28 protein-coding genes are annotated in these 25,479 nt (G+C 59.9%); 11 read left to right on the top strand and 17 right to left on the bottom strand.

Going from position 1 to position 25,479, the window contains the following annotated elements; all coding sequences use genetic code 11:
• Positions 1-121: 121 nt before the first annotated feature.
• The 3 genes from L0U79_RS01685 to L0U79_RS01675 all read right to left on the bottom strand — a co-directional run bounded on the left by L0U79_RS01685 (position 122) and on the right by L0U79_RS01675 (position 3,132).
• Positions 122-1,855 (bottom strand): S53 family serine peptidase, encoded by a 1,734-nt coding sequence (locus tag L0U79_RS01685; protein WP_233840160.1) that lies wholly within the window; start codon positions 1,853-1,855, stop codon positions 122-124.
• A 546-nt stretch (positions 1,856-2,401) separates the two neighbouring features.
• Positions 2,402-2,812, bottom strand: coding sequence for an SRPBCC domain-containing protein (locus L0U79_RS01680; RefSeq protein WP_233840159.1), 411 nt, complete (start codon positions 2,810-2,812; stop codon positions 2,402-2,404).
• The gene (locus L0U79_RS01675; protein WP_233840158.1) at positions 2,809-3,132 is read right to left on the bottom strand and encodes a metalloregulator ArsR/SmtB family transcription factor; all 324 of its coding nucleotides are present in this window, start codon (positions 3,130-3,132) and stop codon (positions 2,809-2,811) included. Before L0U79_RS01675 ends, L0U79_RS01680 begins: the two co-directional genes overlap by 4 nt.
• A 194-nt stretch (positions 3,133-3,326) precedes the next feature.
• Between L0U79_RS01675 and L0U79_RS01670 the strand changes: the two genes are divergently transcribed.
• The 3 genes from L0U79_RS01670 to L0U79_RS01660 are packed head-to-tail and all read left to right on the top strand — an operon-like array spanning position 3,327 to position 4,804.
• Positions 3,327-3,668 carry a metalloregulator ArsR/SmtB family transcription factor gene (locus tag L0U79_RS01670; RefSeq protein ID WP_233840157.1) on the top strand — a complete coding sequence of 114 codons (342 nt, stop codon included), beginning with the start codon at positions 3,327-3,329 and terminating at the stop codon, positions 3,666-3,668.
• Between the two features lie 45 nt (positions 3,669-3,713).
• Positions 3,714-4,097, top strand: coding sequence for an arsenate reductase ArsC (locus tag L0U79_RS01665; RefSeq protein WP_233840156.1), 384 nt, complete (start codon positions 3,714-3,716; stop codon positions 4,095-4,097).
• Entirely contained in the window at positions 4,094-4,804 is a 711-nt protein-coding gene (locus tag L0U79_RS01660; protein ID WP_233840155.1) for an MIP/aquaporin family protein, read from the top strand. The genes L0U79_RS01665 and L0U79_RS01660 overlap by 4 nt, the downstream gene beginning before the upstream one ends.
• Here the strand turns inward: L0U79_RS01660 and L0U79_RS01655 are convergent.
• The 6 genes from L0U79_RS01655 to L0U79_RS01630 form a co-directional block, all read right to left on the bottom strand.
• Positions 4,801-6,198, bottom strand: a complete 1,398-nt coding sequence (locus L0U79_RS01655) for a DHA2 family efflux MFS transporter permease subunit (protein ID WP_233840154.1) — start codon at positions 6,196-6,198, stop codon at positions 4,801-4,803. The two genes, L0U79_RS01660 and L0U79_RS01655, sit on opposite strands and share 4 nt — an antisense overlap.
• Positions 6,195-6,527, bottom strand: coding sequence for a hypothetical protein (locus tag L0U79_RS01650; protein WP_233840153.1), 333 nt, complete (start codon positions 6,525-6,527; stop codon positions 6,195-6,197). The genes L0U79_RS01655 and L0U79_RS01650 overlap by 4 nt, the downstream gene beginning before the upstream one ends.
• A gap of 84 nt (positions 6,528-6,611) precedes the next feature.
• Complete coding sequence (locus tag L0U79_RS01645; protein WP_233840152.1) at positions 6,612-7,055, bottom strand: MarR family transcriptional regulator; 444 nt, start codon at positions 7,053-7,055, stop codon at positions 6,612-6,614.
• A gap of 278 nt (positions 7,056-7,333) precedes the next feature.
• Positions 7,334-7,867: a dihydrofolate reductase family protein gene (locus L0U79_RS01640; protein ID WP_233840151.1), complete on the bottom strand. Its 534-nt coding sequence runs from the start codon at positions 7,865-7,867 to the stop codon at positions 7,334-7,336.
• Between the two features lie 193 nt (positions 7,868-8,060).
• Entirely contained in the window at positions 8,061-8,729 is a 669-nt protein-coding gene (locus L0U79_RS01635) for an NADPH-dependent F420 reductase (protein WP_345778447.1), read from the bottom strand.
• 21 nt (positions 8,730-8,750) lie between these two features.
• Positions 8,751-9,485 (bottom strand): SDR family oxidoreductase, encoded by a 735-nt coding sequence (locus tag L0U79_RS01630; RefSeq protein WP_233840149.1) that lies wholly within the window; start codon positions 9,483-9,485, stop codon positions 8,751-8,753.
• A gap of 153 nt (positions 9,486-9,638) precedes the next feature.
• Here L0U79_RS01630 and L0U79_RS01625 point away from each other — a divergent pair, with 153 nt between their 5' ends.
• Positions 9,639-10,217 (top strand): TetR/AcrR family transcriptional regulator, encoded by a 579-nt coding sequence (locus tag L0U79_RS01625; RefSeq protein ID WP_233840148.1) that lies wholly within the window; start codon positions 9,639-9,641, stop codon positions 10,215-10,217.
• Between the two features lie 87 nt (positions 10,218-10,304).
• Here the strand turns inward: L0U79_RS01625 and L0U79_RS01620 are convergent, their stop codons facing one another.
• A complete protein-coding gene (locus tag L0U79_RS01620) occupies positions 10,305-11,216 on the bottom strand; it encodes a LysR substrate-binding domain-containing protein (RefSeq protein WP_233840147.1) in 912 nt (303 codons plus the stop codon).
• A 129-nt stretch (positions 11,217-11,345) separates the two neighbouring features.
• Here L0U79_RS01620 and L0U79_RS01615 point away from each other — a divergent pair, with 129 nt between their 5' ends.
• Positions 11,346-12,218, top strand: coding sequence for an NmrA family NAD(P)-binding protein (locus tag L0U79_RS01615; protein WP_233840146.1), 873 nt, complete (start codon positions 11,346-11,348; stop codon positions 12,216-12,218).
• A 42-nt stretch (positions 12,219-12,260) separates the two neighbouring features.
• A complete protein-coding gene (locus tag L0U79_RS01610) occupies positions 12,261-12,623 on the top strand; it encodes a DoxX family protein (RefSeq protein WP_233840145.1) in 363 nt (120 codons plus the stop codon).
• Between the two features lie 111 nt (positions 12,624-12,734).
• Here the strand turns inward: L0U79_RS01610 and L0U79_RS01605 are convergent, their stop codons facing one another.
• Positions 12,735-13,880 (bottom strand): alpha/beta hydrolase, encoded by a 1,146-nt coding sequence (locus tag L0U79_RS01605; protein WP_233840144.1) that lies wholly within the window; start codon positions 13,878-13,880, stop codon positions 12,735-12,737.
• Between the two features lie 135 nt (positions 13,881-14,015).
• Here L0U79_RS01605 and L0U79_RS01600 point away from each other — a divergent pair, with 135 nt between their 5' ends.
• The 3 genes from L0U79_RS01600 to L0U79_RS01590 are packed head-to-tail and all read left to right on the top strand — an operon-like array spanning position 14,016 to position 16,908.
• A complete protein-coding gene (locus L0U79_RS01600) occupies positions 14,016-15,053 on the top strand; it encodes an ATP-binding protein (protein WP_233840143.1) in 1,038 nt (345 codons plus the stop codon).
• A complete protein-coding gene (ntrC, locus tag L0U79_RS01595) occupies positions 15,046-16,440 on the top strand; it encodes a nitrogen regulation protein NR(I) (protein WP_233840142.1) in 1,395 nt (464 codons plus the stop codon). Before L0U79_RS01600 ends, ntrC begins: the two co-directional genes overlap by 8 nt.
• Positions 16,441-16,455: 15 nt before the next feature.
• On the top strand, positions 16,456-16,908 hold the full coding sequence (locus tag L0U79_RS01590; RefSeq protein WP_233840141.1) for a GNAT family N-acetyltransferase: 453 nt from the start codon (positions 16,456-16,458) through the stop codon (positions 16,906-16,908).
• Positions 16,909-16,921: 13 nt separating this feature from the next.
• Here the strand turns inward: L0U79_RS01590 and L0U79_RS01585 are convergent, their stop codons facing one another.
• The 5 genes from L0U79_RS01585 to L0U79_RS01565 form a co-directional block, all read right to left on the bottom strand.
• Complete coding sequence (locus L0U79_RS01585; protein ID WP_233840140.1) at positions 16,922-18,814, bottom strand: phospholipase D family protein; 1,893 nt, start codon at positions 18,812-18,814, stop codon at positions 16,922-16,924.
• 174 nt (positions 18,815-18,988) lie between these two features.
• Positions 18,989-19,534: a YceI family protein gene (locus tag L0U79_RS01580; protein WP_233840139.1), complete on the bottom strand. Its 546-nt coding sequence runs from the start codon at positions 19,532-19,534 to the stop codon at positions 18,989-18,991.
• Positions 19,535-19,584: 50 nt separating this feature from the next.
• Entirely contained in the window at positions 19,585-20,058 is a 474-nt protein-coding gene (locus tag L0U79_RS01575; RefSeq protein ID WP_233840138.1) for a histidine phosphatase family protein, read from the bottom strand.
• 50 nt (positions 20,059-20,108) lie between these two features.
• Positions 20,109-20,741 (bottom strand): AAA family ATPase, encoded by a 633-nt coding sequence (locus L0U79_RS01570; protein ID WP_233840137.1) that lies wholly within the window; start codon positions 20,739-20,741, stop codon positions 20,109-20,111.
• Positions 20,742-20,838: 97 nt separating this feature from the next.
• Positions 20,839-21,864: a hypothetical protein gene (locus L0U79_RS01565; RefSeq protein ID WP_233840136.1), complete on the bottom strand. Its 1,026-nt coding sequence runs from the start codon at positions 21,862-21,864 to the stop codon at positions 20,839-20,841.
• 164 nt (positions 21,865-22,028) lie between these two features.
• On the opposite strand from L0U79_RS01565, the gene L0U79_RS01560 reads away from it, so the two are divergent.
• The gene (locus tag L0U79_RS01560) at positions 22,029-22,226 is read left to right on the top strand and encodes an antitermination protein NusB (RefSeq protein WP_233840135.1); all 198 of its coding nucleotides are present in this window, start codon (positions 22,029-22,031) and stop codon (positions 22,224-22,226) included.
• 34 nt (positions 22,227-22,260) lie between these two features.
• On the opposite strand, the gene speE is transcribed toward L0U79_RS01560, so the two are convergent.
• The gene (gene speE / locus L0U79_RS01555; protein ID WP_233840134.1) at positions 22,261-23,112 is read right to left on the bottom strand and encodes a polyamine aminopropyltransferase; all 852 of its coding nucleotides are present in this window, start codon (positions 23,110-23,112) and stop codon (positions 22,261-22,263) included.
• A gap of 455 nt (positions 23,113-23,567) precedes the next feature.
• On the opposite strand from speE, the gene speA reads away from it, so the two are divergent.
• The gene (speA, locus tag L0U79_RS01550; protein ID WP_233840133.1) at positions 23,568-25,457 is read left to right on the top strand and encodes an arginine decarboxylase; all 1,890 of its coding nucleotides are present in this window, start codon (positions 23,568-23,570) and stop codon (positions 25,455-25,457) included.
• Positions 25,458-25,479: the final 22 nt, after the last annotated feature.

Raw genomic sequence — 25,479 nt, 5'->3', positions numbered from 1 at the left:
CCCGACTCAGCGCCACTCCTAGCGGACGTTGTCGACGACTGCGGTCAACTCGCCTCATTCCGGCGCCGAAAAAAAAGTGGAGGCCGTACGGCCTCCACGTCAGTTCATCGCTACTTACGAATTATGGAGCGTTGACCAAGGTTGTGATCAATCCCGCCTTCGGACTACCCCAGCCGGTCACCAGGTCGTAGCCCTTCACCGCCGTAAAGCTGCCGGACTTGCCGCTGAGAATGTCGTGGAAGTCGGTGGTGTAGGTGCTGGTGAGCACGCCGCCGGATTCGTTCTCCGGATAAACCGTCGCATTGAAGTTGCCGACGCGCGCTTTGTGATCCGCCACGCGCTGCTGGTTGATCAGCGCGACAAATCCCGCCCACATCGGCGCTGCGAAACTGGTGCCGCCGTATTCGTTCGCCGTGCACGTGGTTTGATCGGCGCAGACGTAGAACGTGAAGTTCGCATTGGCCGACACATCGGGGCCGTTGCGATACGTCTTGGAACCATGATTGGTGGTGTTGATCACGCCGGTGATTTTCTGCCACGACGGAATGGCGATCTTGTCGGGCGAAATACCGCCGCCGCTGTCGACCCATGCCGTTTCGGATTTCCACGGACCGGCCGCGCTGCTTGTGACCAGATCGGTGCCGCCGACCGAAATCACGTACGCATCATCGGCCGGCCACGCTTCGTTGCTGGCGGACCACGTCGAGCTGTCGCCGGATGCCGCGAAGAATGTCTGACCTTGCGCGGCCATCTTCTTGAAGTATGGATCGAGCGTCGACGGATCGGCCGGCGTCCAGCCCCACGAGCAACCGATGGTCGTCGGCAGCGGGCTGTGCGTGGTCATCTTGCTGATGATGGCGGTGTCGGTCGAACCGACGTACACGGTGAGGTTCGACAACTTCGGCGCCATGCCGAGCGCTTGCGTGATATCCAGCGTTTGCTCGGTGTCGTCGCAACCGGACGACGCCGTGCATGCGGTGCTGGTGCCGTCGGTCGAATACAGCGTGATCGGCACGGTATTGGTTTGATGCGCGTTCTTGTAATACGTGGTGACGTCGGCGAGATCGGTGCCGTAGTACTCAAGCAAGCCCAGATTCTGGCCAGCGCCCGTCAGCGCCGAGCCACCGTAGTAGGCGTGGCGCATGTCGCTGCCGAGGAACGATGCGGAGGGACCGGAGCCCGTCGTCGCATGCGACACCACGGAATCCGGGCTGACGCCGTGCGCAGCGGCGTAATCGCTCTTCTTTACATACAGCGGTTTTGGAATGGAGAAATTATCCAGACCCGACACATGCCACAGCGAAATCGCCAGCGACGTGGTTGGTTCGCGATCCGGGCTGTAGAACGTGCGGTTTTCGGTGGGATGCTTGTACGTGTGCATCGTGACGTTGAACGCCGCTTCCACCGCGGAAACCGGACCGACAATCTGAATGTCCATGCCGTCGCGGCTGCCGCCGGTTACTTGGAAGCCGTAACGCGTGAGGTACTGCACCACGGTGTCGTAGTCGTTTTGCGTCGGGCCAAAGCGCGCGGTGAATTCCTGCGGCGTCAGGTAGTGCTGATAATTCGCACTGGCGGGATTGGTGACGTCCGCGATAAAGGCATCAAGACCCGCCTGATCGCGCAGCGGCAGTACAACGTCCAAGCTCATCAATTGGTTCGCAGGGAGGCGACCCACTAATGTCGCTGCGTTACTGTGCACGGCATCGCGCACGTGATGCGTCTCAACCTGCGCGGCATGCGCGACAGTGTTGACGCCCAACGCCATCGCGATGGCGAGCGAGAGCCCGCACGCCTTGCGCGCGAAGCCGAAAAATCCATTTGAGACCTGTGTCCCTTTCGAATCGGTAGTCATGGATAGCTACTCCCTCAGTTAGTAGCAGTGACAGGTATCGAGGAAGCGATAACAACTCCCTCCCCAGGGATGCCGAACGGCCGCGGCAGCGTAGGTCCGCTGCCGTCGTTGTCGAGTGAAACGAATTTGATTTGCCACGATATAAATGTGCGATGCGATATCGCGTGCAAAATAAGTGAGTGCATGCGCGGCAAAAATTTCGACGGAAGAAAGAAGCGCCTTTTTGCCTGGTGTGCAATCGATATCGGAGTGTCGTTCGATGGGCCGGCGATCGAAGGCGCGCCACGCACGACGCATCGTTTCCTCAGCGTTGCGTCGCTAACGTGAATGATGCACTGGCGCTGCTATGGGGAAGTTATCGGACCGCGCGGTGCGCGCATCGCTTTGGCAATGACACAGCGATGTCTAAATCGCCTTAGCGTCATCCCAGCGAAAGCTGGGATCCAGCGTCTTTGACGCTTCCTAAAGTCACTGGATTCCAGCTTTCGCTGGAATGACGGTGAGGAAAATTGATACGCGTCAGCTAGCAGAGACTTGCGTGCACCATCACTCAACCCGCGCCAACAGCTGCTCCAAATTCCCCATAAACTTCTGCCATCCATACTGCGCACCGTGATACGCCTGCTGTTGATCCGGGCGGAAACCCATTTGCTCCATGCGCAAATGCGTGCCTTTGCCGGTTGGCGTAAGCGTCCACGTTACGGTGCTTTCCAAACCCATCGCATCCCACGTGTAAGACAGCGTTTTGTTCGGTTCGATCGCCGTGACTTCGCAATCGACCGAACCCCAGTCGCCGCGCAATTGAAAACGGTGGCCCATAGATGCGGCGAAGTCATTCTTCATCAACCACTCTTCGATCAAGTGCGGTTGCGTGAGCGCGCGCCAGATTTTTTCCGGCGGAAAAGGAACGTCCCGTTCGACAACGACAGAGAGCGTTTCGGTGGCGATGTTGTTCATTGATCCATCCTTTTGAGTAGGTCTTCGAGGTGGTCGAACCGGTCTTCCCAGAATCCGACCATGTGGGTGGTCCAATCGATCAGCGGTCCAAGCGCCTCACGCTGTGCGCTGTAATGAATCTGGCGGCCGTCCTGGCGATCGCGCACCAATCCGGCTTGCTTCAAAACGCCAAGATGTTTCGACACGGCCGGCTGCGAAACGCCGGCCTGCGCCGTCAACGCGCCGACGGTTTGCTCGCCTTCGCGGCACAGCCGCTCGAACAGGGCGCGGCGGGTCGGGTCGGCCAACGTTCTAAAGAGCATGTCTTCGGCATTGGGCATGATGATCTATAACCAGATGGTGATGGGTCATTTATAACTCGTGAGTTATATATGTGCAAGTCCCAGCTTGGCAAAGCGATCGTAGAGCGTGGGTCATGGCGATTTATTTCGTTTAATCAGTGGCTTAATTGGGAGACGTTGGTGTCTCTGTTTTGGTTCTTGAATTAATTCCATAATTTTGGAATTATCGAATCATGGACACCCAGACCGCTTTAACCGCGCTATCCGCCCTTAGTCACGAGCCCCGACTGGCCGCCTTCCGCGAGCTGGTTCAGGCCGGCTCCAAAGGACTTTCCGTCGGCGAGTTGCGCGAACGTCTCGATCTGCCGCCGGCAACGCTGACCGCGCATCTCAACGGATTGCGCGTCGCCGGATTGGTGGAAGACGAACGCGAAGGGCGCGTCATCCGCGTGCGCGCCAGCTATGCGCAGATGAATGCGTTGATCGCCTACCTCACCGAAAACTGCTGCGCCGGCGAAGCGTCGTGCGGACCACGTGCGATGTGCTCGCCGGCAACGAAAGACTGTCAGGCGTAAATCGCTTCCATCGCACTAAAAACTTCTCGATGACTTCGCCGCTTTATGAAACGTGTTCTTTTTGTTTGCATCGAAAACTCCAACCGCAGCCAGATGGCCGAAGCTTTTGCGCATATCTACGGTGGCGACAACGTTGAAGCGCTTAGCGCCGGCTCGGCGCCTTCCGGAAAGATCAATCCCAAAGCCATTCGTTTCATGTCAGAGGTCGGCTACGACTTGAATCAGCATGCATCCAAATCTCTCGACGAGATCGATGGCGAATTCGATGCGGTGGTGACGATGGGATGCGGGGACAGTTGTCCGTGGGTACCTGCAAAACGCCGCGAAGATTGGGCGCTCCCCGACCCCAAACACTTCGACGACGACGGCTACCGCGCCGTGCGCGACGACATCGCCACGCGTGTAAAAAATCTTTTGGAGAGCCTGTGACATCCCTCACCCGCCAGGCCCTGGCCGAATTTATCGGCACCTTGCTTTTGCTCGCCACCGTCGTGGGCTCGGGCATCATGGGCGTGAATTTATCTGCAGGAAACATGGGCATCGCTTTGCTCGCCAACGCGGCAGCGACAGCCGGCATGCTCTATGTGCTGATCGTGTTGTTCGCGCCGATCTCCGGCGCGCACTTCAATCCTGCGGTCACACTTGTGATACGTCTGCGCGGCGATATCGGCACGTCGCAAGCGTTGGTTTACATCGTCGTGCAAATCATCGCCGCCTGTGCCGGCGTTGTTCTCGCACACGCCATGTTTGCACTGCCGCTCATTCAACCCGGCGTGCATGTGCGCAGCGGCGGCGAGCAATGGTTGAGCGAAGGACTGGCGACGTTCGGTCTGCTGCTGACGATACTTATCGGCAGTCGCCATCGATCCGCCGCCATTCCCGCATTGGTTGCGAGCTACATCTTCGCAGCTTATTGGTTCACCGCCAGCACATCATTCGCCAATCCCGCCGTCACGATTGCGCGATCGCTAACCCAAACATTCGCAGGTATTCGCCAGATTGATGTCGCAGGTTTCGTGCTTGCGCAGATGGTTGGTGCGTTGCTCGCGTATGTCGTCGCGGATTTTCTAGTGTCGCGACGAGTGGTCCAATCGCGTCAGGTCGGTCAGGATCAGATTGAACTAGGCAAGCCTTAAAGCGCGGGCTTGGGAAGTCGCCACGCTGTGACAGCGGTACCTGCATGCAAAACGCAGAGCAGCACAAACGCCCATGCATACGCGCTGAGCGGCGAATCGTGTAGCGGCTCCGCCGCCAATCGCCAACCCAAAAACGTCGCGCAAAGCGTGGTGAAGGTGGGGCCACCGAGGCGCTGCACGATATTGAGCGATGTGGTCGCCATGGGCAGTTCCGTTCGCTTTACCGAGGCGTACGCAGCCGATATCGAAGGTACGCCGACCGCGCTCTGGCCCGCGCCGCGTATAAACAACGCAATGGCGAGAACCGATAACGCCAGCGTGTGAATGGCGAGATAGACGAGCGGCAACGTTCCGATCAACGCCAGCAATGCGCCGCCTGCTGCAACGTTTCGAATGCCGAAGCGGCTGGTCAACATGCCCATCATCGGATACGTGCACAACATGCCCAGGCCGAGCGGCGCCAGCAGCCAACCCATATCGCCGGGCGAACGGCCACAGTCTCGTATTAGATAGATCGGAATCAACATTTGTCCCGCAAACATCGCGCCGTTGGAGAGAAATTGCGTGACGGCGGAAACGGGAAAGACGCCGCCTTTGAAAAGTTGCAGGTCGACCAGCGCTTTGTCGCCTTTGCGATTGGCGCTCCAAAAAAACAGGCCGAGCAAAACGACGGATAATGTCATGGCGATCAAGCCCATTCGCTCGCCGATGCGGTCCGACGCGTAAAGGAACATCGCCAAGCCCGGCGAAAGCAACAACAAACCTATCCAGTCGAGTTCGCGCGGTCTTGCTTGCTCGCGATCGTGCGGAAGAAAAACGACGGCAAGCACCAGCGCCAATACGCCAACGGGAAAATTCACCAGGAACAACCAGCGCCATGATGCGTGCTGCAAAATCAGGCCCGCGATCACGGGCCCAAGAATCGGCGCAATCAATACGGGCACCGCGGCGTAGCCGATTACGCGCGCCATATGCTTGCCAGCGGAGCGCGCCATCATCATCTGCGCCATGGGCGCAAGAAGTCCGCCGCTGATGCCTTGAAAGACGCGAAATCCGATCAGCGATGTCGCCGACCACGCCAGTCCGCACAATGCAGAGGAAAAGGTGAACGCTGCGAAGCACCACACGTATACGGCTTTTGCGCCGAAGCGATCCACCAGCCAGCCGCTCATTGGCAACGCCAGCGTCAACGCCAACAGGTAACCGCTCGTCACCCACTGAATCGTCGAAAGACCCGTGTGCAATTCGATGGCGAGGCTGGAAAGCGACACATTGGCAACAGTCGCATCGAGCTGCGCAAGGAACGATCCCAGCACGACGACCGCGGTGATTTTCCAAATGGAAGGATGGAGGCGGTCGTGTGCTTCCGCGTGATGGGCGGCATCCGCACTCATGAGTGATCGGTGTGAAGATTGCCGCCGTGGAAGCGGCCAAAATGCCTTGCGGCGAACAAAGCGATCAGCAATGCGCCCAGACCAAGTGAGATCATCATTTGCGCGGCATGAATATCGAATTGGCCAACGCAAACAATCAACAAATACGCCAGGACGAAATTGGCGAAGCCCCAAAGTACGTTGACCGTCGACGACGAAAGACCTTCTCCGCGCGGTTTCGCAAATGGGGACTGAAACGGACGTCCCATCGTGCCGCTTACGAAATGCGGGATGGCGTTCGACAGAAAAATGCCGCCGAAAAAATAAGAGAGATCGTGCAGCCAGTTCATGAGATTGCCGTCCTGTTTAGAGCCAGCATGAGAGACGCGCTGACGGAAACGTCCAGCACGAGAAAACGTTCGGCGAGTTGGTCGCTACGACTCGCCCAAATGTTTGATCAACGGAATCGCATCGATGATGGTCTTGAGCTCTGTGGGCTCCAGCTTCGTCATCGCCGCAATCAACCATTCGCGCTTGGCGAGGCCGCGTTGGCGGCGCATCTGTGCACCCGCGGCGGTGAGCGCGAAAAGAATCTGTCGACCGTCGGTGGGATGCGGCTGTCGTTCCACCAAGCCTTCTTGTTCCAGGCTCGCGAGAATGGTGCCCATCGATTGCGGCTTCATCGACTCGGCGCGGGCCAGATCCGCGGTGGTCATCGCGCCGAATTGATCGAGTCGCGCGAGGGTGCCGAGCTGCGAGAGGTTGAGTTCGTTCGGATTGGCGTGCGTGCGCAGGCGCCGCAAAAGCTGGCTGACGGCCGCCGTGAGTTCGCTGACGGCGGTTTCAACGGACGCATTCGGTGCGGGGGCAGGAGACATGTGTCTACCCTACATATTAGAAGTCTATCTTGCAAGTTTATCTTGTGAATTGGGCGATCGAACGCCTGAGCTTGGCGTGGCAGCCGGGATCGTTAGACCACTGCCGGCCATAAAAAAGCCCGCAGGGGGAGGCCTGCGGGCTTTGGGTCATCCTTCTTTACGCTGCTTGGCGGGGAGGGGAGGCCCGGCTAAGCGGTGGGACTGATGTCTCTCGACATGGGATAACTATACCTCTCGGTACATTAATAAAGTGTAACTTGATGGAAGGCGTCGTGCGATTAAGCCGGTGCGTACGTCAGCCTGATCACGTCGTCGCCCATCACATCGCTGGCGACGAGGCGGAGCCGCGATCGCGGGCCGGCGAAAAAGGGTGTGCCGTGTCCAAGCACCACGGGCTGAATGTAGAGGCGATATTCATCGACCAGGCCAAGGTCGCCCAGGCTTCGCGCCAAGTCGGGTCCGCCGACTGCGATCTCCCCTGGCTGCTCGGCCTTCAGTTTTCGGACCTTCGCTTCCAGGTCATTGGCGACTAGGGTGGCTTGGGGGCCGACCGACGTCAGCGAGCTCGACACGACCCACTTCGGTTTGCTGCGCCATATCGCGGCGAAGTCGTGGTCTCCCGCGTCCCAGTCGGGCTGGTCTTCGTCCCAATAGCGCATGATCTCGTACATATTGCGACCGAACACCATGCCCGTCAGGCTACGTACGCGCTCAAGGAAGTGAAGCGCGAGCGCCGGGCTGGGCGGCCCCAATTGCATGTGGTCGACGTAGCCATCCAGCGACTGGTTCAATTCGAATACGAGCTTCGCCATGGAAATTCTCCAGGCCAGAGCTTCCACCATAGTCCGAGTCGCGGTCGTCCAGAAGTGCGATCGGACCTATTGGATAGAACGCCATCCTCGGAGCCTTTTAGAGTCCCGAGTTTGTACGTCTAGTGAGCCATCGACACAGAGTCGGCAATAAAAAATCCGGAAAAGCCCTCGTCCGATGTCACGTGTACTTCGGTCACTGCGCCTTCTTGAACAGGTCCTGGAAGACCAGTGGCCCCCAAGTCCCATCCCGCGCCTGCACGAGCTGACCGCCCTCCGCGATCTTGCCGAGATTGACCGGCGCATAGCCGAGTCGCTCGACCAGGTCGGCGACCGTTGCGGTCGCGCTTTCATCGTCGCTCGATAGAAAGACCACCCGTCGTCCATCGTTGACGGCCGGGTCTTGTGCAAGCACGCGGGCAGGTAGATGGTTAAACGCCTTCACCAACTGCGCACCGGGCAGGGCACGAGCTACGACCGCGGAGGAAGGGACGCCACCCAAATCATCCAGCGTGTTCATCACATCGATCACGATTTTGCCTTCCCAGCTTTCCCGTTCCTTTGCGACCTCCGGGTGCTGCTCGTACCGGACAGCCAGTAGAACGATGTCGGCGTCGAGCGCATCCTTCAACATCTTGGGAACGATCGTCGAACCGATCGCGTTTGCCTGCGGCGCTAGCGCTTCAGGCGGATGCCTGCTTGCGACTGTCACTTCGATGCCTTTGCGAGCGAACATACGTGCTAGCGCCTGACCAACCGCGCCGAAACCTACGATTGCGTAATTCATGTTGACGTTCCGATTCGTGTTGAGGTTGGTGCCACGAACGATCCAGTTGCGACCGCGTCTTCCCGGAGTGCGAGGCACCACGCGCGTTTGGGCGCGACGTCAGATAGCCGAGAAGCCGCCGTCGACAGACAAGTCCACTCCATTCACGAAGCTCGAATCGTCTGAAGCGAGAAACAGCGCGGCCGTCGCAATTTCCTCAGGACGTCCCATCGTTCCCCGCGGGATCAAGGACTCGAACATCCGTTTCGCCTCCTCGGTGAGAACTTGGTCTTGCATCGGCGTGGCAATCGGCCCCGGGCTCAGCACGTTCACCCGGATATTCCTGCCCTTTAGTTCGTTGAGCCATGTGCGTGCGAATGAGCGCAACGCCGCCTTGCTCGCCGCATACACGCCGTAACCGGGAAAACCTTTTACCGAAGCAACCGAGCCGGTCATGAAGATCGATCCGCCATCGTTGAACAGCGGCAAAGCCTTTTGAACCGTAAACACCGTGCCGCGCGTATTCAGGCCGAATGTCGCATCGAAGTGCTGCTCGGTGATCTCGCCCAGTGGGATGGCTTCGCCGGTGCCAGCGCTCGCGTATAGGACGTCGATCTTGCCCTTTTCCCGTTTGACGGTATCGAACAGGCGGTCGAGGTCGTCGAGGTTGGCTGCATCGCCGCGCACGGCGGTTACGTTCCGGCCGATCAGTTTGACGGCCTCATCGAGCGCGTCCTGCCTCCGACCCGTGATGAAAACGTACGCGCCTTCTTCTACGAATCGCTTGGCGCTCGCCAGCGCCATGCCGCTCGATCCGCCCGTGATGACTGCAACCTTACCTTCAAGCTTTCCCATGACTTTTCACCTTACGTCGTGTCGGACAGCGTCTCTGTTTCCATCGATACAAGGGCGCTGTATCTTGTGGATCACCGATCCAGATACTGATTTGCAGCATCCGGATCACTGATCCAAATATATGGATCAGTGATCCGTTTGTCAAGGCAGCCTATGAGAGCCGACGCCAGAAAAAATTACAGCCACCTACTTGCCATCGCCCGCGACGTTGTCACCGAGGATGGTGTCGATGCGTCCATGCGGGATATCGCTCGCCGGGCGGACGTTGGGTTGGCCACGCTGCTTCGCCATTTCCCGACGCGAGAGGCTTTGTTCGAAGCGTTGCTGCGCACGAATCTTGACGCGCTGACACAGAGAGCAGAGGAACTCGAAGCGTCGAATCCACCCGACGAAGCGCTCATATCCTGGCTTCGCGAAGAGGTGGCATTCGTGCATACCTACCGCGGCGTGGTCGACTTGATGGCGAGTGCTCACATGGATCCGGACTCTGCACTTCACGCGTCATGCGCAGCAGTGCACGCAGCAGGCGCGCGACTTCTGCGCCGTGCTCAAGCCGAAGGAACGGCGCGTGCAGATATCGATGGGGAGGACCTGTTTGCCATGATGTCAGCGTTCGGTTGGCTAGCCGGCCAACCCGCATTTGCGCCGCGGGCTGATCATCTCTTTCACGTTATCGCGAGCGCGATCCTGACAAATCTGTCGAGCAACGACAAAAAGAAGGCAACGGGTTGATCGGGCCGGCGATCGGATGAAGTCGCGAACGTTGCGCGACTCAGCGACATTGTTTGTTCGGTCATCCAGCTCTGCCGGAGTCTTTGGCTATTTGTAGGACGCGGGGTTCGGCAGGTAATCGTCCGGCTTGAACTCCCTTCGCATTCGCTGCGTGGCGAAATCGACAAAGGCGCGAAGTTTTGGCAGTGACTGACTTCGGCTTGGATAGTAAAGGGAAAGACCGGGAACCTCTTCATAATAAGGTTCGAGCACAGTCTCAAGATCTCCACGTTCAAGATGCGACATCACGAGCGAATGCGGCAGCTGAAAGAGCCCAACGCCCCTCAGTGCTGAGCGAATGCACGCCTCGATGTCGTTGATGATAAGGGGCCCCTCGACACCCACCGTGATGCGCTTACCGTCGACGATAAATTGCCAATGATCGAGGACTCGCACGGACTGACGGAGCAGGATGCAACGGAAGTTCTGCAGATCATTCGGCGACGCTGGCCGGCCATACTTTTGAAATAGCGCCGGGGAGCCGACGACAACGAAGCGCTCGGGTGGTGTCAGCCACATCGCGACCATGTCGATCTGCACGAAATTTCCAAGACGTATGCCTGCATCGAAACCTTCTTCGACGATGTCGATCGGTCGATCCTCGCCCACCAATTCGAGTTCGACGTTTGGGTGGGCGTCGAGAAAGTCGGGCAGCAAACGATTCACCAGCAGTGGCAACGTTGGCCGGGGCACATTGATGCGCAGTCGGCCGGTGATCTGGCCACCCAAATTGCTCGCGGCGTCCAGCCCTGCCGTGAGCATGTCGACGGCGGGGCGAGCATGGGCCAGCAGACGTTCGCCCGCTTCGGTCAGCCTGACGCTTCGGGTCGTACGGGAAAAGAGTGGCGCGCCTACGCGTTCCTCAAGGCTGCGTATCCCCTGGCTGACTGCGGACGGTGTGATGCCGAGGTGCCGTGCCGCCGCTCGGAAGCCTTGGCGCTCCGCCACGGTCAGAAACATAACAAGCCCATCCAGATGGGTGCGAGCGATTGTTAAGTTCATCTATACGGCCCGTTCCGAATGTACCTCGTAGTCGAATAATAGTGCAGGGGCTACCGTGAGCCTTCGAACTAACGAAGGCAAACGCTCATGTTTTTGGTGATGGGAATTACGGGAAAAGTTGGCGGTGCGACCGCAACTCATTTGCTGGCGCAAGGCAAGAAGGTACGCGCTCTGGTCCGTGACCGCGCGAAGGCGGCAAGCTGGGCTGACCAAGGCGCCGAACTGGTTGAAGGCGACTGGAACGACGCGGCCTCCATCAAGCGGGCGCTTACGGGCGTCGATGGCGCATTTGTCATGTTGCCTCCCATCTGGGCCCCCTCGCCGGATTTCAGGGAAGCCAAGGGCGTCATCGCGAACTATGTCGAGGCGCTCACCCACGTGTCGGTGCCGCGGGTCGTCGCGCTTTCGTCGATGGGCGCGAACAGAGCCAGCGGGATGGGATTGATCACGGCGCTGTCGCTTATGGAGCAGAGTTTTCGCGACCTGAACTTGCCGATCGCCTATGTGCGCGCCGGCGGGTTTTTCGAAAACTTCCTTTATGGCCTGCACGCCGGTCAGGGCGGCACGTTGCCCGTCTTCTACAACCCGACAGATCGGAAATCGACCATGGTCGCGACCGACGACATCGGCGCCGAAATCGCAACACTTCTAAGCGGACCGGCTTGGGATGGGCATCGCACCATCGAACTCGGCTCCATGGTCAGCGCAGATGACGTCGCGGCACAGTTAAGTGAAGTGATGAAGCTCGACGTTAAAGCCGTTGCGATTCCGCGGGCTGGTTGGCCGGGAGCGTTTGAGCAGTTCGGCGTTCCGAGCGGCCTATCTGGTCCTGCCGAAACCATGTATGACGCCGTGAACGCCGGAGCCATGGACATCGGGGTTGAGGACACGGAGCACGTCTCGGGCGCAACGTCGGCTCGCGATGTTTTCGCAGCGGCCCAAATGGCCGGTGTCGCGTAGGTCTGCGGATCGATATCAGACTCATCATCCGAGGTTAGACCTATGTCCAAAATATCTTGGCGCCAAGCCCTGCCTTTTGCTCTTGCCACATTCTTCGTCGTGGGTTCACTCAGCAACGTCGTCGCCCCGGGTTCCATCTACGAGGAATACCTGAAATGGGGTTACCCGCGTTGGTTCCATTTCGTGACGGGCGCGCTGGAGTTCACGGCTGCTGTTTTGCTTTTCCGAGTCCCGAGTCGTCTGTTAGGTTCGGCGCTCGGCTGCACTGTCATGCTTGCCGCACTCGCGACCGTCATCGTCCACGGCGAATACGCGCATGCAGTGCCGCCACTTGTCGCAGCGGCGTTGTCACTTGTGGTCGGCAGGATGAGTTGGCGCAAGCGGATAGCGTTACCGTCCCATTAGGTCGTTGTGATTTACGACCTGACTCCCGAGCTGGGGGATTTGGTCATGCTCTGCGCGCCGACATCATGACCAATTTGGGGGTCCATCCGCCGAAACCGGCCGGGAGCAGACCTAAGGTAACTGCTCTCCAAACCTGGTCATGGCACTCACTACATCAGCGGGATTGGACAGGAACACAAAGTGATGGCCGTGCGGTATCCGCACGATCTTTGCTGATGGTTGTTGACGCTGAAGCGTAGCGATCTCTTGCTCCTGCACTCGAGTGTGCATCGCATCCGCCGCCTGGCGCTTCGCCGCATCACTGCCGACCGGAAGATCTGACGCACGTGGGACGGGGACGATGGAGAGTATGGGCACGTCGGGCGCGTGGAAGCGCTCTTCGCCTTCAAGGATGGCGTTGTAAACGAACGCCGGTGCTTTCTGCTTTCCGACGCCACCCGTGACGCTTGCCGCAAACGTCTGACGTATCTCATCTTCAGGAATCACTCCCCCGAGTTGCGCAGAGACGAAACAACGAAACGCGGGAAAACTGGCCAGATCTTCGGGCGTAGGTCCAGACGGCCCAGCCCCGGCTGTGCTTGCGTCATCCGTGGCTATCGCCGCAAGTTCGCTTCCAAGACTTCGTTGCAGCGCAGAGACTTCATTCAACAGCTTAGTCATCTGCGACTTGTCTGTCGGATCATCGTGTATGCGCGATATCTGCGTGGCCAGATGACTCAAGTCAGGAAGATAGGCTCCGCGTTCCTGATCGTAGATCGCATATTCGTGCGCGGCATCAAGGTAGATCAATCCAGCAATTTTGTCTTGATAATGTGCCCCTATCGCGCTTAATTCCTCGCCGGCGATTGAATGACCGGCGAGGATGGGGCGATGAATGTCGAGTGCTTTGACGACGGCCATGACGTCATCGGCCAACCGGTTCGCGCCATAGCCGCTCTTGGGCACGGACGATGCTCCGAAACCGCGTCTGGTGATGCCATAAACGTGAAAATGGTGCGCAAGTTCCGGAGCGATCGAATCGAACACATGCGCCGTATTGCCAAGTCCCGACAAGAGCACCAGTGGCCGCCCGGTTCCGCCCCAATCGAGCACTTCCAGCCGCACGCCATCTGCCACTGGAACAAATTGCCGGTGGTAGCTGATGCTTTCCGCCTGGAAAGTCGAGCCGGTAGCCGAACAAGCTGTGGCCCCTGAAGCCGCATGCATGGAGGCCACGCCAAGGATGACTGCTACCCACGCCCTGCATATTGTCGACATCGCTCACTCCGTGACTACACGTGTAGTCACGCTAACTCGTAACTACGCGTGTAGTCAATAATAGGCAGACCCTGTTCGGCTCTATTGCCTTCTGGCAATTTGCACCAACCCGGCGCATTGTCCATTATTGGTGCAATGAGCGACCTGCAGTCCAAAAGCTGGGCGGAACAGATGTCGACCGGTTTGGCGGTGGTCGACGAGGGCTTGCGCGTCCAGTGGATCAATCCGGCGCTGGCGGAATTGTTGGGGCTGGGTTTGCGCCATGCGCAAGGTCAGCCGTTGATCGCGGTGCTGCAGGACGTCGAAGTCGCCGAGCAGGCGGCACGGAGTTTGGCGGAGCAGCGATCGGTGCAATGTCGCGCAGTGTTGTTGCCCGGCGGACAAGGCAATCAACGTGTGGATGTGTCGTTGCAGCCGCTCGAAGCCGGCACGTTGTTGGTGGAAGTGCATGCGCTGGCGGAAACGCCTTTGGCCGTGTCGCCGTTGTCGGCGACGTTGCGTGGTTTTGCGCACGAGGTCAAAAATCCGCTCGCGGGTTTGCGTGGTGCGGCGCAATTGCTGCAGCGTCGGTTGGACGATGCGGATATGCAGGCGCTCGCCGGCATGGTGATCGCAGAGGCGGATCGACTCGCCGATCTGGCGAATCGTTTGCTGCATCACGATGGCGCGCCGCGCTTGGGCCCGGTGAACTTGCATCAATTGTTCGATCGGCTCGGCGAATTGATTCGTGCCGAACCTTCGTCACCACGCTTGCGTCACGACTACGATCCCAGCTTGCCGGACATCGAAGGCGATGCTGATCGTCTGCAGCAGGTGATGCTCAACCTTGCACGCAACGCGATTGAAGCGGGCGCGAAAACATTGACGTTACGCAGCCGCGTCGAACACGGCGTGCGTTTGGGCGAGCGCATGTTTCGTAGCGCGTTGCGCCTGGATGTGATCGACGACGGTCCGGGCGTTCCCGCCGCGTTGCGCGAAACCTTGTTCGAGCCGCTGGTGTCGGGACGTGCGGATGGCACCGGACTGGGCTTGGCGTTGTCGCGGGAAATCGCGCACGAGCATGGCGGCGAATTGCGCTACGTCAGTCGTCCTGGCGAAACCGTGTTTTCTCTCTATTTACCCTTGCCGCCGCGCACCGGCGTCGCGGCAACGACGGGGCGTGCTCATGGCTAAATCGAATGATCGAGCCGGCATCTGGATTATCGACGACGATCGCGGCGTGCGCTTTGTATTGGCCGAAGCATTACGCGATGCCGATTTGGACGTGCGCGAATTCGAAGATGCCGCCAGTGCGCGCAAAGCATTGCGCGATACGACGCCGGCGCTAGTGATTACCGATGTACGCATGCCTGGCGAAGGTGGCTTGGCGCTGCTCGACGAATTGCGCGCGCAAAACATCGGTCCCGTGATCGTGATGAGCGCCTATACCGATGTGGCGACCACCGCCGCCGCGTATCGCGCCGGCGCGGTGGATTATCTTGCCAAGCCGTTCGATCTGGATCAGGCGCTCGCTTCTGTGCAGCGTGCGTTGGCGGATGCGCCGCATGCGGAGATTGCGCCTGCCGTCGCCGCCACGGCAGCGCACGCGCTGCTTGGCGAAAGCGTGCAGATGCGCGAGGTGTTTCGGCTGATCGGTCGCGTGGCCGCCAGTGACCTCAACGCGCTGGTCACCGGCGAAACCGGCACCGGCAAAGAATTAGTGGCGCGCGCGCTGCATGAAGAAAGCGCGCGGCGCGGCAAACCTTTTGTTGCATTGAATACCGCGGCGATTCCGAGCGAATTGCTGGAAAGCGAATTGTTCGGCCATGAAGCCGGCGCGTTCACGGGTGCGACGCGGCGTGTTTCGGGCCGCTTCGAGCAGGCGGAAGGCGGCACGCTGTTTCTCGACGAAATCGGCGATATGCCGCTAATTCTGCAGACACGTCTGCTGCGTGTATTGGCTGGCGGCGAATTCTATCGCGTCGGCGGGCGCGAGTTGATTCGCTGCAACGTGCGCATCATCGCGGCCACGCACCAGGATTTGGATGCGCGCGTGGCGGCGGGGCAGTTTCGCGCCGACCTGAAGCATCGTCTCGACGTGGTGCGGATCGAACTGCCGCCATTGCGGCAACGACGCAGCGATATTCCGCAACTGGCGCAACACTTTCTCGCCAGCGCCGTGCAAGAACTCAAGCTTCCGCCCAAGCGTTTTTCCAAGGCGGCGCTCAAGGCGATTTTGCAGCGCGATTTTCCGGGCAACGTGCGCGAGCTGGAAAATCTCTGTCGACGTCTGTCGGTGATCGCTGCCGGTTCGGAAATTCTGCCGACCGATCTGGGTAAATCCATCGATACGCAGCGCGGCGATTGGACGGATGCGCTGCGCGACTGGGCCGATCGCGCGCTGGAGCATGGCGAGGCGGATATCCACACGCGCGCACGCGAGGCGTTGGATCGCGTATTAATGGAGGCGGCGTTGGCTGCCAACGATGGTCATCGTCAGCATGCCGCGGCGGCACTGGGCGTCGGACGCAATACGCTTACTCGCAAGCTGGGCGCCTCGCGCGCGCGGCGCAAAACTTGAAATGAGGTTCGAAGCGTGTCGACATTGAACGTACGCCCTGCGCAGCGCGGGGATATTGCCATCGTGGCCGAGTGGAACGCCGCGATGGCGTGGGAAACCGAGCAAAAGCGGCTCGATCCGCAGGTGTTGTTGCGCGGTGTCACCGCCGTGATGGACGAGCCGCGCCGCGGCTTCTATTTGGTGGCGGAGCTTGACGGACGCGCGGCCGGTTGCTTGATGGTGACGTACGAATGGAGCGATTGGCGCAACGGCGATTTCTGGTGGATCCAGAGCGTGTACGTGGCGCCCGAAGCGCGCCGCAGCGGTGTGTTTCGTGCGATGTATCGCGATGTATCACAGCGCGCGAAGCAAGCAGGCGCAGTGGGTTTACGGTTGTATGTGGAAACCGAGAACGTGCGCGCGCAGAACACGTATCGAGATCTCGGCATGGAGCAGTGCCACTATTTTATGTATGAGCAGATGCTCTGAATGCGATTCCCGCTCAGAGCACGCCTTGCACGCCCGCGCCAAACGCCGTGATCAACCGTGTGTAAATCAGCTTCGGTGAAATGGCGACATCCGGGAAATCGCCCACGGGCGCATAGCAGCGCGTGAAATCCGGATTGGACGGCTGCATCGGCGGGCAATCGGGCTTGAGTTCGTAACTGGTGGCGTAGCGGAACGGCCAGATGTCGAACAACGGAAGCTTGTCGGAGACGGCGCTGATGACTTGGCTGATTTGGCCGAGTATCGGAATGGTCGGCTTGCGCGGCGCGATGGTCCACGCATTTTGCGGTTGCGTCGCTTCAAGAATGGAATCGCGCAGTTCCGACGCAAAGCCGTGGTCGTAGACGATCACGCCCGCTTCGGTGTTGTAGTGATCGGAGCGCGGATCGAAGTTGTGCGAACCGACCATCGCCAAGTCGTCGTCCACCACCAGCGATTTGGCGTGAAGGCCGAAGCGGCGACCGGGGCTGATCAGCGGGGCGGGGCGATTGCGGCGGCCCATGCTGCCGAAAAAGCCGGGACGGCGATCGGTGCCCGGGAATCGTTTATGCGATTTTCCGGTGCTGCCGGCGGTGCTCGGTGGCCCTTGTTCTTCATCGTCGACGTTGGCTTGCAGATAGGCGTCGTTCGCAAACTCGGCGCGCGGTTTCATTTCGTAGATATCGAAACCGAACTTCGTCAGATAGGTTCTGCGGCGCTTATAGGAAAGCGCGTAAACCGCAAACGCGTCGGTGGACGCCAACGAGTTGGTAGAAACGACGATTTGCGGCGAAGGGTTGTCGCGATGCAGTTGCTTGAAGATCTTTTCCGCACGACGACTCATCACCAGATACGGCGTTTGCAGAATCACCTCTTTCTTGGCGTTGTCTACCAGGTGCATCAGATGCGCGGTGAATTCGCGCGATTCGCGTCGCGAAGGCTCTTCGGTCTTGGCGGGAAGGTCGCTGAAAAACTCCACCTTGCTGACGGACATGCTGTCGTCGAGCAGATGCTCGGTGAGCCAATCGTTGTCTTCCGCTTCTTGCTGCGTAACGGCGACTCGCGCGGGATAGACATAGTGCGGACCGGGCCAAGCCTGCGGTGGAGGATCGCGCACGATCAGTCGATTCACGTCGCGCAGATGCGTCAACGGCACGGCGCGTTTGTGATTCCAGAACAGGTTGAAACTTGTCGCCATATCGTTTGCAACGGGGCCGCCGACCATTACGTCGCGGTCGACGTAATCGAAATCGTTATCCCAGTTGAAGTAGCGATCCTGGTAATTGCGCCCGCCCGTGATGCCGATGGCGTCGTCCACCAGCAACAGTTTGTTGTGCATGCGCTGGTTGAATTTCATAAAGCAGCACACGATGCCGGCGGCAAATTCGAGCGGCGGTGTTTGCGAATTGTGGAACGTGGGGTTGTACAACCGAATCTGTAGATTCGGACTGACTAATGCCAACTGCGCGAGCAGGTTGGGATCTTCGAACGAAAAAAGCTGGTCGGCGAGAATGCGTACTTGCACGCCACGTCGCGCGGCGCCAATCAGTTCGCTGAGCGCCAGCTCGCCGATGTCGTCCTGGTCCCAGATGTAGGTCTGCACATCGATCGACTTTTTCGCGGCGCGAATCAGATTGATGCGCGCCACCATGGCTGCTTGGCTGTCGTCGAGCAAGGTGACGACGTGTTCGGGTTTATCGGGCGTGGAATCGGCCAGCGCTTTGTCCGCTGCGTCGAGCAAGGGCGAAGGCGTGGCGCAATGGTCGTCGCGGTCGCATGTCGTGTCGCGATCCATGCGTGCGGTGACGACGGTATCGGCTCGCTTGATTTGCGCGTGCGTCAACGTGCAGCCCTGCAGCAGGACGCTCGACAACAACAGAATCAACAGGGGGCGGCAGCGCATGAGCATGCGGGATGTCGCTCAATGCATACGCGATCGTTGCCCGCGCGAACTACGCGGAGACGGACGATGGATCGCTGCCATGGGCCGCTCATCTCGCCACATACATTTCACATTCCCGGTTGGCACGCCGACGTTTCCTGCATGGAAGCGAGTATCAAGCGAACCCATCATAGCTGCGCTTCAGCGCGTTTCGCGTTGCAGCGTGATGCTCAGGTTCAGGTCGACGTTGTCGGAGATCGCCAGGCGGTCGCTGGTCATGCCGAACGTGCTGCGTTGAAGGATGCCGCGCAGTACGATTTTGCAGGACGTTATCGCCGACGGCTCGCATTGCTCGGGGTCGACGGTGAACGCGATCGGTGCGGTGATGCCGCGCAGCGTGATGAATCCGGTCAAGGTGCCGCCGCGCTCCAAATCGCTTTGTGCAACGGGATTGGATACGAAGTGAATGGTCGGGTGATGCCCGGCGTCGAAGAACGCCGGCGCGAGTACCCATTGACGCATGCGTCGCGTTGGCATCGACACGCTTTCCACGGGAACGGTGGCGTCCACTACCAGGCTGCCGGGACGCGGGCCCGGCGAGACATCGCCGTCGACGTGCGTGAAATGTCCGTTGACGTTATCGAACCAGAACAAGCGCACGCGGAATACGGCTACGGATGTATCGGGATCGATGCGGTAATCGGTGCCCTTCGCAGCGGCGAGTAGCGGCAACGATAGAAGTAACAATGATGCAGTGCGCCTCCATGGCTGTTTACGCAAAATGCGCAAACAACGCATCATGGCGACCAGAACGCATCCAGTCGTGCGTTGCCCGGTTCCAGCGGGCCATCCAGGTGAAGCACGGCCAATCCGGCCGGCGGCATGCCACGAAATTCGTCCGAACGCCCTTCGACCAACAAGGCGACCAGCCGCTCGATACCGGGGTTGTGGCCCACCAGCATGACGGTGTGCGCATCGCCATGCTGATCGAGCAGCGCCAGCAATTCGCCGGGCGTCGCGTTGTAGATTTCCGACGCCGTTTGCGGCGAAGGGCTGCGGTCGATGGCAGACAGCGCCAGCGTGGCCGTGGCGCAGGTGCGCTCGGACGGTGAGCAAAGCACGCGATCGGGCCGCTTGCCGTGCGCCTTCAGCCACGCGCCGGCGGCGCGCGCTTCCTGTTCGCCACGACCGCTGAGTCGACGCACCGTATCTTCACCGCCGGGCGAGGCGGGTTGGGCTTCGGCGTGTCGTAGCAGAATCAGTTCGTGCATGGTCGTGAGTTCTCCTGAAGAGTGTTCTGGTTCATGGATGCTGAACACCTTCATTGGTGCCTCTTGATCCAACGAAGCAGTGGCGTCCAATCCTGTTGATGTCCGCGTACTTGCTCGGACCCGTAATCGAAAATGCCCTTGCCGAGCGACGTTAGCAGCACGTACGCCTGGGTGTCGCGCAACTGCGCCACCACCGGGAACGGCGCCTCTTCGGCTAGTTGCGCGACGGCTTCCTGGCTGGCGTGCGTCCACGGTTTGAGGCGATTGCCAACCAAGGCCACGGGCAACTTGCCGCGCTTGATGCGGCTAATGCTACGCAGGTGAGTGAGAAAACCGAGTGTGGCGTGCAGATCGAAGGACGAAGGAAGCACCGGCACCAGGATGACGTCGGCCTTCTCCAGATACGGTTCGAGCTCTTTTTCGTGCGAGCCGGCCGCGGTGTCGATCAGCACGCGTTCCGTGTCTTCGGGCAGTTTGTCCAACGCCCGGCGACCGCCTTCGACCGCCAGCACGCCTGGCACGTTGTCCGGACGCAAGGTCGCCCAGCGATAGCTGGAGCCCTGCGGATCGCTATCGACGATAGCGGTGCGTTTTCCGTCCTGCGCCCAATGTGAGGCGAGCTGCGTCACTAGCGTGCTCTTGCCGCAACCGCCTTTGCTGCTTGCTACCAACACCGTAAGCATCGGGTACCCCTTATGGCCCTGAGGTGGGGTCAAGGTTAGCGGGGGAATGGGGATTTAGGGAACAGGGTAAAAAAAGGGGCCATCGGCCCCTTTTCGATCATTCGGCTTTCTGCGGCTGCCAATCGGCCGGGGCATCGGTCGGAATGCCAGTGTCATGCAGCGCCGCCAGCACCAGGCTCATTTGCGTGCCGCCGCTGCGCGCGAGCGCCAGCAGGTGTTGCGATTGCGCTTTGTCGTTCTGAGCGCGCAAGGAAAGCTGGGCGAAGTTCTGCACCTGCCACACCAGGTTGCGGCGCGCGTTTTGCGCATCTTGCTGCTGGGACGCGTCGCCGTTGAGCACTTCGCGCAGATGCAAGCCGAGCGAACGGGCCAACGGACTGGAGCCCCATTCCAAAACTTTGCCGAGTTTCAGGCAGTCGTCTTTGACCGAGGCATCGTTGGGCGCCTGCTGTTCGCAGTAGGTGGCGGCGTCGCGTAAGGCCGGCTGCGGCATGGAAACGGCCGAACTGAACACGATCAGCGTCTGCACGCCATTCACGCCCGCGTTGGAATTCGGATCGAGCGTGGCGCTGGGCGGCGGCAGCATGGTGGCCGCATTGGCCAGTACTTTGAGTGCGATACCGCTGTAGTCGTCATACAGCTGGGCGGATGCGGCTTTGGCCAGATCCTGCCGGGCGTCGTCCTTCTTTAAGGTGTTCACGTCCTGGCTGAGTTTGACCAGCCAGACCGCGGCGTTGTCCGGCGCTTGCTGCACCAATTGGTCCAGCGCGGCGCTGTTGGGACAGCTGTGGGCGTTCGCATCGCAATCGGCCAGACGCGCCCAGCTCACGGCGGGGCCGGCGCCGTCCACATGCGCGGCGCGTTCGATCAGGGTGTGAAAGTTATTCAGCTTGCCCGGATTCGGAAGCGGACGCGCCATCAGGGCCGCAGCCAGCAGGCGATCGGCATCGCCGCTCGGAGCGAGCACGTTGATCAGGTCGGTTTGAAAGCTGATTAGCGCTTTTTGGCGTGCCTGCGCCGCTTTGATATCGTTTTTGGGGGTGTCTGCCTGAGCCTGGGCAGCGGCCGCGGTTGCGCTCAGCGCACAGGCCAGGGTGAAAGCTAAGACGCGCCAACCACGCATGGAGGGAACTCCGACCATCATAAAGCCGCCAGCATAACGGGGCGGAATGGTGGGGTTCTGAACGACGATTCAGGCACTTTCGAAGAAGTTCCAGCATGGTCACGCCGGGCCAAGCTCCTGTAGCATGCAGGACCGCCCGCCCACCTTGTACGCAGGAGACCGCTGTGGAGCAGTTTTCGAATTTGGCTCAGGGGGCCGCCCCATGGTTTGCCGGATGGGGCACGCTAGCCTTGATCAATGCCGGTCTGGCGCAAGGCAAGAATCGCAACGGTCTGGTGTGGTTCCTGCTCTCGCTGGTGTTCGGCCCACTCGCCACCCTCGCCATCGTGGTGATGCCGAAGGTGCGCTCTCGGATTTTCTAATGCGCCGTCCGACTCGACGAGTCGGACGCAGGCTTTAGTCGCCCAACGCTTCGCGCATGAATTCCGGCGTCGCCAGTGCGCCCTTATGGGTGTCCGCGTTGTAGTAGCGCGTGGGGAAGTTCTTGCTGATCGCGCCACGCTCGCGGAAGCCGGCCAGATCGCCGCCCTTGCGCGCCATCGTGCAGCTCCACCAGCCCGTGGGATAGCACGGCTGCGGGAACGGCAGGGTTTTCACGGCGCTGAAACCGGCGGTGCGCATGGCGGAGCGCATCGACTTGATCAACTCAAGATGCGCGATCGGCGATTCGCTCTGCTGCACCAGAATGCCGCCGTGACGCAGCGCCTTGAAGCAGCTGGTGTAGAACGCGGCATTGAACAGGCCTTCGGCCGGACCGACCGGATCGGTCGAATCCACGATCACTAGATCCAGCGATTCCGGCTCCGCTTCGGCCATGTATTTGATGCCGTCGATAAAGAGCAGCTCCGCGCGCGGATCGTTATTGGATTCGCACAGCTCGGGGAAGTACTGCTCGGCCAGACGCGTCACGCGCTCGTCGATTTCCACCTGAGCGGCGTGCTCGACCTCTTCATGCTTGAGCACTTCGCGCAGCGTGCCGCAATCGCCGCCGCCGATGATCACCACGCGCTTGGCGCGCGCATGGGTGAACAGCGCCGGGTGGGTCATCATCTCGTGATAGAGGAAATTGTCGCGGCTGGTGAGCATCACGCAGCCGTCGATCACCATCAGGTTGCCCCAGTCGGTGGTCTGGTAGATCTCGATCGTCTGGAACGGGGTTTTCTCGGCATGCAGCAGCTTTTCAACGCGATAACCGATGGAGGAACCGGAAGCCTGATGGGCTTCGGTGAACCAGGAGAGCTGCGACATGACCGGAGAATCCTGCGGGACGTGAATAAAGAGACGCAATTGTAGCGGCAACGACCCATGCCGTGCCGTTAGCGAGGGCACGGAATCGCCCCGCGCGCTCGGATGACCTCAAATTGTCGCAGCTGCCCGTTACAATATGCGTTCGGGCTGTCGATTTGGCGGCCCCCAAGCTCCTCCGGCCCCGCGGCGTGCAAGGCTTCCGGCCGGCGAGCCAGGGATGTTCTGATCCATTTTGCGCATGCATCACCGGCAATGTCCGTCCGCAGGCCTTTGGCCCAACGTCTCGACAGACCGCCAGTCTGCCTTCGCCGTTGGTCCTGTGTCCTGCAAACGGACATTGCCGGTGACACGTACGCAAAATGGATCAGAGCATCCCAAGTGTTCGTCAAGGCTCGCCGCTGCGACGACGTCATCCCCCTGAGGTCTTGCCGACCCATACAAGGAGATTCCGTCACATGGCGAACGCCTGGAATATTGATGCCGCCCGACATACCTATGCCGTGCCCTATTGGGGCGACGGTTATGTCGATATCAACGACGCCGGTCATATCGTGATCCGCCCGCACGGGCCGAGCGGCCCGGGTTTTTCTCTGCCAGACATCGTGGAGCGCGCGCGCGGCGAAGGTTTGCGCTTGCCGTTGTTGGTGCGCTTTCCGGACATCCTCGCCGATCGTCTCGCGCGCTTGCAGGGCGCGTTCGCCAAAGCGATCGGCGCATGGAATTACGGCGGCGGCTACACGGCCGTCTATCCGATCAAAGTGAATCAGCAGCGCGGCGTGGTCGCCGAGTTGGTAGCGGCAGGCGCGCATGGTTTTGGCCTCGAAGCCGGCTCCAAGCCGGAGTTGATGGCGGTGCTGGCGATGGCGCGGCCCGAATCCATCGTCATCTGCAACGGCTATAAGGATCGCGAGTACATCCGTCTTGCGCTGATCGGACGCAAGCTGGGTCTGCGCATTCATATCGTGATCGAAAAATTGTCCGAGCTCGATCATGTGATCGCCGAAGCAAAAGCGCTCGGCGTGGAACCTCTGCTCGGCGTGCGCGTGCGCTTGGCGTCGATCGGCGCAGGCAAATGGCAGAACACCGGCGGCGACAAAGGCAAATTCGGTTTGTCGCCGGCGCAGGTGCTGACCTTGGTCGAGCGTCTGGATCAAGCGGGCTTGAAGCACACGCTGAAATTACAGCACTTCCATATGGGTTCGCAGATTTCCAACGTGCGCGACATCGCCAACGGCATGCGCGAAGCGACGCGTTACTTCGTCGAACTCAGGCATTTGGGTGTTCCGTTGGACATCGTCGACGTCGGCGGCGGCCTGGGTGTGGACTACGAAGGCTCGCGTTCGCGCAGCCACAATTCGATCAACTACTCGATCGACCAATACGCCGCCACCATCGTGCAATCGCTGGCCGAAGCCGTGGAGGCGGAAGGTTTGAAAGCGCCGCACATCATCACCGAAGCGGGGCGCGCGATGACCGCGCATCACGCGGTGATGGTGGTGAATGTGAGCGAAGTGGAATCGGTGCCGGCCGGTAGCTTGCCGCCTGTCGAAAGCGACGAGCCCGCTGTGCTGCGTCATCTGCGCGAAGTGCACGACGAACTGGATACGCGCCCGCCGCTGGAACTGTTCCACGAAGCGCAACATCACTTGAGCGAAGGTCAGGCGCTTTACGCGTTGGGTCAGCTGTCGCTGGCGGACCGTGCGCGTCTGGACGAGTTGTATTACGCCATCGTCAACGCCGTGCGTGCGCGCTTGCTGCCGGCCGAGCGTGCGCATCGTCATGCATTGGACGAGCTCGACGAAAAATTGGTCGACAAATACTTTGTCAATTTCTCGGTGTTCGAATCGATACCGGATGTGTGGGCGATCGATCAGATATTCCCCATTGCGCCGATCGCGCGTTTGAACGAACTGCCGGCGCGGCGCGGCGTGCTGGTGGATCTCACCTGCGATTCCGACGGCCGCATCGATCATTACGTGGATGCCGAAGGCGTCGACGTGAGTCTACCGTTGCACGCGTTGAACGAAGGCGAGGCGTATCGCCTGGGCATCTTTATGGTCGGCGCGTATCAGGAGACGCTCGGCGATATCCACAATCTATTCGGCGATACCGATGCCGTGAACGTGCGTGTGGATGGCGGCAACTATCTGTTCGCGCACAAGCGCCGTGGCGATACCACCGATCTGATGCTGGACTACGTCGGCTACGACCTGGAAGCGCTACGCCGTAGTTATCGTGAACGGATTTCGGCAGCCGGTATAGACGGCGATCAAGCCGAGAGCCTGTTTGTAACATTGAATGAAGGGCTGACCGGCTATACCTACCTCTCCGAGGGCGTGCGTTAGCGACATGGCCTAGGCCTGTTTC

The organism is Dyella sp. 2HG41-7, assembly GCF_021390675.1.
Lineage (GTDB): Bacteria > Pseudomonadota > Gammaproteobacteria > Xanthomonadales > Rhodanobacteraceae > Dyella_B.
The sequence above is the reverse complement of the archived record's forward strand: the minus strand, read 5'-3'. Positions and strand labels throughout refer to the sequence as shown.